This window comes from Caballeronia glathei (assembly GCF_000698595.1).
Classification (GTDB): Bacteria; Pseudomonadota; Gammaproteobacteria; order Burkholderiales; family Burkholderiaceae; genus Caballeronia; species Caballeronia glathei.
Genome location: NZ_JFHC01000068.1, coordinates 34,575 through 43,677, shown reverse-complemented (window position 1 = coordinate 43,677; position 9,103 = coordinate 34,575). Strand labels below are relative to the sequence as shown.

General features: G+C 67.6%; 9 protein-coding genes. 4 read left to right on the top strand and 5 right to left on the bottom strand.

The features are described 5' to 3' along the window. Window positions 1-189: 189 nt before the first annotated feature. From pdxR to BG61_RS30670, 3 genes are read right to left on the bottom strand one after another with little or no spacing between them, the layout of a single operon-like run. A complete protein-coding gene (gene pdxR / locus BG61_RS30680; protein WP_035928156.1) occupies window positions 190-1,641 on the bottom strand; it encodes a MocR-like pyridoxine biosynthesis transcription factor PdxR in 1,452 nt (483 codons plus the stop codon). Window positions 1,642-1,687: 46 nt separating this feature from the next. After that, window positions 1,688-1,969, bottom strand: coding sequence for a helix-turn-helix domain-containing protein (locus BG61_RS30675; protein ID WP_035928153.1), 282 nt, complete (start codon window positions 1,967-1,969; stop codon window positions 1,688-1,690). 43 nt (window positions 1,970-2,012) lie between these two features. Continuing rightward, window positions 2,013-3,422 carry an aminotransferase-like domain-containing protein gene (locus BG61_RS30670; protein WP_035928150.1) on the bottom strand — a complete coding sequence of 470 codons (1,410 nt, stop codon included), beginning with the start codon at window positions 3,420-3,422 and terminating at the stop codon, window positions 2,013-2,015. Between the two features lie 163 nt (window positions 3,423-3,585). On the opposite strand from BG61_RS30670, the gene BG61_RS30665 reads away from it, so the two are divergent. Beyond that, a complete protein-coding gene (locus tag BG61_RS30665; protein WP_035928146.1) occupies window positions 3,586-5,898 on the top strand; it encodes an FdhF/YdeP family oxidoreductase in 2,313 nt (770 codons plus the stop codon). Between the two features lie 196 nt (window positions 5,899-6,094). After that, window positions 6,095-7,126 carry a LysR family transcriptional regulator gene (locus BG61_RS30660; protein WP_370818049.1) on the top strand — a complete coding sequence of 344 codons (1,032 nt, stop codon included), beginning with the start codon at window positions 6,095-6,097 and terminating at the stop codon, window positions 7,124-7,126. Between the two features lie 6 nt (window positions 7,127-7,132). On the opposite strand, the gene BG61_RS30655 is transcribed toward BG61_RS30660, so the two are convergent. After that, window positions 7,133-7,429 (bottom strand): YciI-like protein, encoded by a 297-nt coding sequence (locus BG61_RS30655; RefSeq protein WP_035928143.1) that lies wholly within the window; start codon window positions 7,427-7,429, stop codon window positions 7,133-7,135. Here BG61_RS30655 and BG61_RS43005 point away from each other — a divergent pair. Beyond that, window positions 7,424-7,600 (top strand): hypothetical protein, encoded by a 177-nt coding sequence (locus BG61_RS43005; protein ID WP_161783717.1) that lies wholly within the window; start codon window positions 7,424-7,426, stop codon window positions 7,598-7,600. The two genes, BG61_RS30655 and BG61_RS43005, sit on opposite strands and share 6 nt — an antisense overlap. 134 nt (window positions 7,601-7,734) lie before the next feature. Further along, entirely contained in the window at window positions 7,735-8,610 is an 876-nt protein-coding gene (locus BG61_RS30650) for a lipid A biosynthesis lauroyl acyltransferase (RefSeq protein ID WP_035928140.1), read from the top strand. Here the strand turns inward: BG61_RS30650 and BG61_RS30645 are convergent. Further along, entirely contained in the window at window positions 8,607-9,095 is a 489-nt protein-coding gene (locus tag BG61_RS30645; RefSeq protein ID WP_035928138.1) for a hypothetical protein, read from the bottom strand. The two genes, BG61_RS30650 and BG61_RS30645, sit on opposite strands and share 4 nt — an antisense overlap. Window positions 9,096-9,103: the final 8 nt, after the last annotated feature.

Genomic DNA, 9,103 nt, shown 5'->3' with positions numbered 1-9,103 from the left:
CTTGGGCCTTGGGCCTTGGGCCTTGGGCCTTGGGCCTTGGGCATTGGGCCTTGAGCGTTAGGCCCTGAGAGTTGGGCGTTAGGCGTTAGGCCTTGAGCCTTCAGGCCCGAACGGCAAGACCCGAAGCTTCGGCCCCGAAGCATAAGCCCCAGACCTCGCCCCCCAAGCCGTTTGATTCACCCCCCCCGCTCACGCCTTGAGCGTCGGCATCAGCGCGGCGAGCGCGGCGACACCGCCGCGAACCGTCTCGACATCCGTGCCGCCATAACCAAACAGCACGCCCTGCTCGCGCCGCTCGCCCGCGTGGAACGCGCCGATTCCATACAGGCCGATCGACGCGTCGCGGGCCGCATTCACGACCGCTTCCTCCTGCCACGGCGACGCGAGCCGCGCGACGAGGTGGATGCCGGCCGTCGCGGGCATCGGTTCGAACCAGCGGGCAAGCGCGCCCGTGAGGCCGCCGGTGAGCGCCTCGCGCCGCTGCGCATACGCCTTGTGCATGCGTCGCAGGTGCTTCGCGAACTCGCCGTCGAGCATGAACGTGCCAAGCGCCGTCTGCGTCAGCATGCAGCTGTGCCAGTCGCCGGCCTGCTTCGCCCGCCAGAGCGGCTCGCGCAGGGACGCCGGCGGCACCGCGTAGCCGATCCGCAAGTCCGGGAAGATCGTTTTCGAGAACGTGCCGACGTACGCCACCAGCCCCGCGCGGTCGAGGCTCTTGAGCGGTTCCATCGGCCGCCCCTCGAAGCGGAATTCGCCGTCGTAGTCGTCCTCGACGATCACCGCGCCGCGGCGCTCCGCCCACTCCAGCAGTTCGACACGCCGCTCGAGGCTCATCGGCATGCCGAGCGGAAACTGGTGCGACGGCGTCACGTAGACGAGCCGCGCGTTGCGCGGCAGCTTGCGCACGATCAGGCCCTCGCCGTCCACCGGCACGTGGGCGATCTTCGCGCCGAGCGCCGCGAAAAGCGCCCGCGCGGGCGGATAGCCCGGCTCCTCCACCGCGGCGACATCGCCCGGCTGGAGCACGACGCGCGCGATCAGGTCGAGCGCCTGCTGCGCGCCCTGCGTGACGATGACGTCCTGCCAGTTGCACACCACCGCCCGGCTGAACGCCAGATAGCGCGCGATGCCGAGGCGCAGCTCCTGCTCGCCGCCCGGGTCCCGGTACGACGCGACGCCGCCGCCCGAGCGCTGCTGCGTGCGCAGCGCCTGGTTCACGCAGCGCCGCCAGACGTCGTGGGGAAAGAGCGCGCGATCGGTCACGCCGCCCTTGAAATCGAACGTGAGCGGAGGACCGGGCCGCTCCACCGGCATCGCCATCGGCGCCGGCATGCTGCGCCAGACCCCGGCCGCGCGCGCCCGTGCCGACGACGGCGCAGGCGGCGCCGACGGCAGCCGCGCGAGCCCTGCGGTGACGAACGTGCCGTCGCCGGCGCGCGTATGCAGGAAGCCTTCGGCGATCAGCCGCTCGAACACGTCGAGCGTCGTCTTTCTCGACACGCCCAGTTGCGCGGCGAGATCGCGCGTGGAAGGCAGGCGCGCGTTGGCGGCAAGGCGCCCGTCGACGATGCCCGAGCGCAATTGCCGATAGATCTGCCCCGTGAGATCGCGGCGGCCATGCAGCGTGACGTGAATGTCCACTTCGTCCGACCCGTCCAGTGGTTACCCGGAATTCACCATTTTAGGGCTAATGCAGCACGCCACCGGACGCCGCGCCGCCGAACAGTTCCTCGCACAGGCCGCGGCCCGCGTCGCTCAGGCGGACTGTGCCGGTTCCCTCCTCGCTGAACGCCGTCTCGACGATTCCCGCATCGGCAAGCGCCGTGAGCTGGCGGCGCAGGCCGCTCATCGGCAGGCCGGCCTGCTTCGACAGCTTCGCGAGCGACCACGCGCGCCCGGGCGTCTCGTGCTCGGCGCGCCACAGCTGCGAGAGGATCGCAGCGAGCGCGGGATCGATCTGGTCGTTCATCGGTGTCTCCTGTTTCGGATCATCGGATCGTCGAATCATGGCCTCAGGCCATCTGCGCCACCAGTTCGCCGAGCGTCCTGAGGGCGCTTTCCGTCTGCGCGGTCCACTCATAGCTGTAGTTCAGCCGGATGAAATGGCGGAAGTCGTTCTTCGTCGAAAACATGTATCCCGGGCCGATGGTGATGCCGTGCGCGAGCGCCGCCTGATAGAGGCGCATCGAATCGACGCGCTCGGGCAGTTCCACCCACAGCACGTAGCCGCCCTGCGGCGCCGACGTGCGCGTGCCCGCGGGGAAGAACCGCTGCACCATCGCGGTCATGATGCGCGCCCGCTGGCGGTATGCCTTGCGCACCTGCCGCAGATGCCGGTCGTAGCCGTCGTGGCGCAGGTAGTCGGCGACCGCGACCTGCGGCACGGACGGCGTCGTCAGCGTGTTCAGGAACTTGAGCTTCTCGACCTGCGCGCGATACCGCCCCGGCATCGCCCAGCCGATCCGGTACGACGCCGTCAGGCTCTTCGAAAACGACGCGCAGTGCAGCACGAGGCCGTTCGTGTCGAAGTTCTTGAGCGTCGAGGCAGGCGTGTCGCCGAAATACAGCTCCTGGTAGACGTCGTTTTCGATCACCGGGATGCCATGCGCGGCGAGCAGTTCGACGAGGCGCTTCTTCCTCGCGTCGGGCATCTGGAAGCCGAGCGGATTCTGGAAGTTCGGCATCACCATGCAGGCGGCCACCGGCTGCCTGCCGATGATCTCCGCGAGCGCGTCGATGTCGATGCCATCGGCGGGATGCGTCGGCACTTCGATCGCGCGCATGCCGAGGCGCTCGATGGCGTGGAGCATCGCGTAGTACGTGGGCGACTCGACGGCCACCGTGTCGCCCGGCTTCGCGACCGCCTGCAGGCTCAGGTTGATCGCCTCGGTCGCGCCGACCGTGATGATGATTTCGTCCGGATCGACCGGCACGCCGTTTTCCGCGTAGCGCCGCGCGATCTGGCGGATCAGTTCGGGGTTGCCCGGCGGCAGGTCGTCGATCAGGTTCCAGCTGGAATGGCGCCGCGCGATCGCGTTCGCGTACTGGTTGATGCGCCGCCACGGAAAGAGCGAGGGATCGGGATACGGCGAGCCGAAGGGCACGGCGTCGTTCGCGCGGATGCTGCGCAGCGTGGAGAGCACGAGCCGGCTCACGTCCACTTCCGACGCCACCGCGCCCGCCAGCGCCGTCTTGCGCGCGGCGCGGGGCGCGGCGCTCTCGCGCACGAAATAGCCCGACTGCGGCCGCGTTTCGACCACGCCGCGGCTCTCCAGCAGCGCATACGCGTGCAGAACCGTCTTGATGCTCACGCCGTGATGCTGGCTCGCCTGGCGCACCGAGGCGATCCGCTCGCCGGGCGCGAACACGCCGCGCCGCACGGCTTCCTCGATTTCATCGGCGAGTTTTTCGTAGAGGTTCAAGAGGCGGAAGACGCAACGTATCGCAAGTGGAATGACCGGAGTCTATGACAAATATCAACAACTGTATCCCTCGATTTTCGCCTTTTCTGTGTGCCGCGCCGGTTTTGGAACACAGTAGCCTTGAGTCCATCGGCGCAATCGCCTGTTCTCGGCACTCAGGGTCATGAAGAAACCAGAAGCACGCATCGAACCGTACACGCATCCGGCCGCAGGCTGGGGCGCGCTCAAATATGTCGCGATCAACCTCATCAAGGAAAAGGTGACGGGCGGCAACTATCGCACGCTGCTCTCGCAGAACCAGCCGGACGGCTTCGACTGCCCCGGCTGCGCGTGGCCCGATCGCGAACACGCGTCGACGTTCGAATTCTGCGAAAACGGCGTGAAGGCCGTGGCCGCCGAGGCAACCAGCAAGCGCGTGACGCCCGAGTTCTTCGAGCAGCACAAGGTCTCCGACCTGATGGCGCAGTCCGATTTCGAGCTCGAGCAGCACGGCCGGCTGACCGATCCGCTCGTCTACGACGCCAACAGCGACCGCTACGTGCCGATCGACTGGGACCAGGCGTTCGGGCTGATCGCGCGCCACCTGCAATCGCTCGGCGACCCCGACCGCGCCGCCTTCTACACCTCGGGCCGCGCGAGCAACGAGGCCGCGTTCCTGTATCAGCTCTTCGTGCGCATGTACGGTACGAACAATTTCCCCGACTGCTCGAACATGTGCCACGAGGCGACGAGCCGCGGCCTGCCGCATACGGTCGGCGTCGGCAAGGGCACCGTCACGCTCGACGACTTCGAGCACGCCGACACCCTGCTCATCTTCGGCCAGAATCCCGCGACCAACCATCCGCGTATGCTCGGCGAGCTGCGCGAGTGCGCCAGGCGCGGCGCCACGATCGTCTCGATCAATCCGCTCAAGGAGCGCGGGCTGGAGCGTTTCGCAAGCCCGCAGCATCCCGTCGAAATGCTGACGATGGGCAGCACCCAGATCAGTTCGCTCTTCATCCGCCCGAAGGTCGGCGGGGATTTCGCGCTGCTGAAGGGCGTCGCGAAGCGCGTGATCGAACTGGACGACGCGGCCGCGGCCGCCGGCCTGGAGCGCGTGCTGGACGTGGACTTCATCGCCGGGCACACGGTCGGGTTCGACGCGTTCGCCGCCGACCTGCGCGAGGAAAGCTGGGAGACGATCGTCGAGGAATCCGGCGTGCCGCGCGCGGACGTGCTGCAACTCGCCGATGTCTACGCGAAGGGCCGCGCCGTGATCGCCACCTGGGGCATGGGCCTCACGCAGCACAAGAACTCCGTGCCGACCGTGCAGCTGCTGTCGAACCTGATGATGATGCGCGGCAATATCGGCCGGCGCGGCGCGGGGCTCTGTCCGGTGCGCGGGCATTCGAACGTGCAGGGCGACCGCACGGTCGGCATCGAGGAGCAGCCGTCGCAGGCGTTTCTCGACCGGCTCGGCGAGGTCTATCGCTTCGAGCCGCCGCGCGAGCACGGGCTCGACGTCGTGAACACGATCCAGGCGATGCTCGACGGCCGCGTCAAGGTGTTCATCGGCCTGGGTGGCAATTTCTCGATCGCGACGCCCGACACGCCGCGCACCTGGGAAGCGATGCGCTCGTGCGACCTGACCGTGCACATCACGACGAAGCTCAACCGCAGCCACCTCGTGCACGGCCGCGACGCGCTGATCCTGCCGACGCTCGGGCGCACCGAGATCGACCTGCAGAACGGCATCGCGCAGGGCGTGAGCGTCGAGGATTCGATGAGCATGGTGCACATCTCGTACGGCATGAACAAGCCGGCGTCGCCGAACCTGCTCTCGGAGATCGCGATCGTCGCGCGCATGGCGCACGCGACGCTCGGCAGCGAGAAGGTGGACTGGCTCGCGCACGCGAACGACTACGCGCTGATCCGCGACGGCATCGCGCAGGTGATCGAAGGCTTCGAGGACTACAACGAGCGGCTCAGGCACCCGGGCGGCTTCCATCTGGGCGTCGCGTCGCGCGAGCGGATCTGGAAGACGGAAAGCGGCAAGGCGCAGTTTCTCGTCAACCCGATTTCACTCGACACGCCGATCCACCGCGCCCGCGCCCGGCACGGCGAGCGCCTGATGACGCTCATGACGACGCGCTCCCACGACCAGTACAACACGACGATCTACGGGCTGGATGACCGCTATCGCGGCGTGTACGGCCAGCGGCGCGTGCTGTTCGCGAACAAGGAGGATCTCGCGATGCTCGGCTTCGCCGCGGGCGAGCGCGTGGACATCACGAGCGTGTGGGACGACGGCGTGAAGCGCCGCGTGGACGGGTTCCTGCTCGTCGAATACGACATCCCGCGCGGCTGCCTCGGCGCGTACTATCCGGAGACGAATCCGCTCGTGCCGCTCGAGTCGGTGGCGGACGGCGCCGGCACGCCGACCTCGAAGTCGATTCCGGTGCTGCTCACGCCCTCGGTGGTGGCGATCGCCGCGTGAGAGCGCGCGGCGGCCGCGCGGCTGCCGCGACCCACGACAGAACTAGGCAATAATCTGCGACTTTTGTGTATTCACGCGAGGCGTCCCGGTGCTTAGGATGTGACCATCGCCGGCGACCGTCGACGCCTCGCACCTCGCGAACGGCGGCGGCCCGTCACATCCGTATTCATTCATCACCGGACAGGAAACTCACGTGATCGATCGCGTCCATGCGATGCGCGTCTTTACGCGTGTCGTCGATACGAACAGTTTTTCGCGCGCCGCCGAGTCGCTTGGCCTGCCGCGCGCAAGCGTCTCCACGACCATTCAACAACTCGAAGCGCTCGTCGGCGTGCAGTTGCTCGCCCGCACCACCCGGCGCCTGAACCTGACCGTCGACGGCGCCGCCTACTACGAGCGCTGCGCCCGGATTCTCGCCGACATCGACGAGCTGGAATCCGGCTTTCACACGGGCGAGGACCGCCTGCGCGGACGGCTGCGCGTCGAGATGCCGGACACCGTCGCGACGTCGGTCGTCGTGCCGGCGCTGCCGGACTTTCATGCACGCTATCCGCACATCGACCTGTCGATCGGCATCAGCAACCGGGCCGTCGATCTGGTCGGCGAAGGGGTGGACTGCAGCGTGCAGTTGGGCGAATTGCCCGATTCGGGCCTGATCGCGCGGCGGCTCGGCAGCTTCGAGCACGTGACGTGCGCGAGCCCCGCGTATCTGGAGGAGCACGGCACGCCCGCGACCCTCGACGACCTCGCGGGCCACGTCGCCGTCAATTGCGTGTCGGACCGCACGGGGCGGCCCGTCGACTTCGATTTCGAAGTGAACGGCAAGACAGTGACCGTGAAGATGCCCGGCTTCGTGCAGGTGACGAACGAGCACGCCTATCTCGCATGCGGCGTGCAGGGGCTCGGCCTGATCCAGCCGCCGCGCATCGCCGCGCTGCCGTATCTGCGCTCGGGCCAGTTGCGCGAGGTGCTGCCGCAGTGGAAGTCGATGCCGATGAAGGTATCAGTGGCGTTCCTCAAGACCCGGCAGGCGACGCCGCGTGTGAGCGTGTTCGTCGACTGGCTCGCAGACCTGTTCGAGCGCTCGCAGCAGATGGAAGACGCGCTGACGAAGCTGTATGGCGCCGCGCGGCGCCCGCTCGGCGCCGCGCCGCGTGCGCCCCGGGCGTCGCGTGCATCTGATGCGCGCGGCGAGAACGAAGAGGCGCAGACCGCCGACGAGGGCTGAGCCGCCTCACCGCACCGGATTGGCCGCCGTCGCGCCGACGACGGTGTTCCACCGGCGCACTTCCCAGTGCGTGACGAGCCCGTTGATCACATACGGATCGTTGCGCGCGAACGATTCGGCCGCGGCGGGCGAATCGGTGTGAAACAGCAGCATCGCGCGGTCGACGGGCTCGTCGAGCGCGCCGGCGAGCACGATCTCGCCACGCTCGACCGCCTCCCAGGCGAGCGTGAGATGGGCGTCGCGGAACGCGACGCGGCGTTCGAGGTAGTCGGAGCAAAGGTCGTACATGAGCAGGTAGTGCATGGCGAATTCTCCGTTCGGGCCGCGTCGGGCGGCGCGGTTCTGATTATCGCGGGTCGCGGCAAGCTCGGGCAAGCGCGCGACCGGAACGCTTCAAACGGCCCGTTTCAAGCCATCTTCTCCGGCATTCCCGCGCAATGTGAGATCATGTCGCCTTCCGCGGCGCCATTCTGATCCCGCCGCATGTCATCCGTCACGCCTCGCCCTTCTCCGTCTGGCCCGCGCCAATTCGACGAAGCCCGTTTCCGCACCTTCGCACTTCCGCGATTCCAGAGCGCCCCCGCCGCGCCTGACCTCAAGGAACTCATTTGAACAGAATCGGCTTTGCGTTCCTCGTGGCCCTGCTGCGCATGTTCGCCGTTCTCCCTTACGGCCTCGTCGCGCGCTTCGGCGCCCTGCTCGGCGCGTGTCTCTACGCCATTCCCAGCCGCCGCCGGCGAATCGTCCTCGTGAACCTGAGGCTGTGCTTTCCCGGCCGCACCGAAAGCGAGTACGAACAACTCGGCCGCGCCCATTTCCGCCACGTGGTGCGCAGCTATGTCGAGCGCGGCGTGCAGTGGTTCGGCTCGGCGCGCGACATCGAACAGCTGGTGCAGCTCGAAAGCCGCATCGATCTCGACGACCCGAATGCGCCGCCCACCATCTTCATGGGCTTTCACTTCGTCGCCATCGAGGTGGGCTGCATGCTCTATTCGATGAAGCTGCCGATCGCCTCGCTCTACACGCCGATGTCCGATGCGCGCATGTGCGCACTCGCGAGGTCGCAGCGCGGCCGTTTCGGCGCCGACATGATCAAGCGCTCCGACAGCGCCCGCAAGGTGCTCAAGCTGCTGCGCGCGGGCAAATCGGTGATGCTCGCGGCCGACATGGATCACGGCGTCGAAAACTCGGTGTTCGTGCCGTTCTTCGGGGTGCCGGCCTGCACGCTGACGTCGGTGTCACGGCTCGCGCGGCTCGGCGGGGCGCGTGTCGTGCCGTTCGTCACCGAAGTGCTGCCCGACTATCAGGGCTACAAGATGACGATTTTCGAGCCGCTCGCCGATTTCCCCTCGGAGGACGACACCGTCGACGCCCGCCGCATGAACGCGTTCCTGGAAACCCAGGTGCTGCGCTTTCCGGACCAGTACTACTGGGTGCACCGGCGGTTCAAGCATCGTCCCGAAGGCGTGCCGGCCGTGTATTAGCCGGGCCGCTGGAAGTCGCCTTCCACCCAGGCCTGCGCGCTCGCGTGGCTCAGCTTGAACCCCGCCGACACGCGCGCCTGCGCGAGCTGCGCCCCGAACGGATCGAAGGCCTTGAGATCGGCGTAGGGATCGTCCTCGTCGGGAACGATGTCGAGCGTGACCGTCACGTCTTCGCCGCGCACGTTCACCGTGATGTTCTTGTGCAGCATGGCGTGGCGCTGCTGCTCATGGCGGCGCAGCACTTCCGACGCCGTCTTGACGAGCGTGCGGAACGCCGCCGCGTCGAGCGGCTTCGGGTTCTTCTTGTCGCGGCCCATCGTCCACGGGCCGACGAGCGCGGGCTCCGCCTCGCCATCCTTGATCATCTCGACGGCCCAGCCGTCGTCGTCCTCGTTCTTGATCACACGTGCGGTCCAGCCGTCGTCGCGCCACAGGCGGTCTTCGTGGACGGCTTCGGCGGACGGGTCGAGTTCGGAATCGGTCATATTTAGTT

Excerpts from the sequence above, each read along its gene's own strand:
- BG61_RS30675 (WP_035928153.1), bottom strand. The coding sequence starts at position 1,969 with ATGAACGACCAGATCGATCCCGCGCTCGCTGCGATCCTCTCGCAGCTG.
- BG61_RS30665 (WP_035928146.1), top strand. The coding sequence starts at position 3,586 with ATGAAGAAACCAGAAGCACGCATCGAACCGTACACGCATCCGGCCGCA.
- BG61_RS30655 (WP_035928143.1), bottom strand. The coding sequence starts at position 7,429 with ATGCACTACCTGCTCATGTACGACCTTTGCTCCGACTACCTCGAACGC.
- BG61_RS30645 (WP_035928138.1), bottom strand. The coding sequence starts at position 9,095 with ATGACCGATTCCGAACTCGACCCGTCCGCCGAAGCCGTCCACGAAGAC.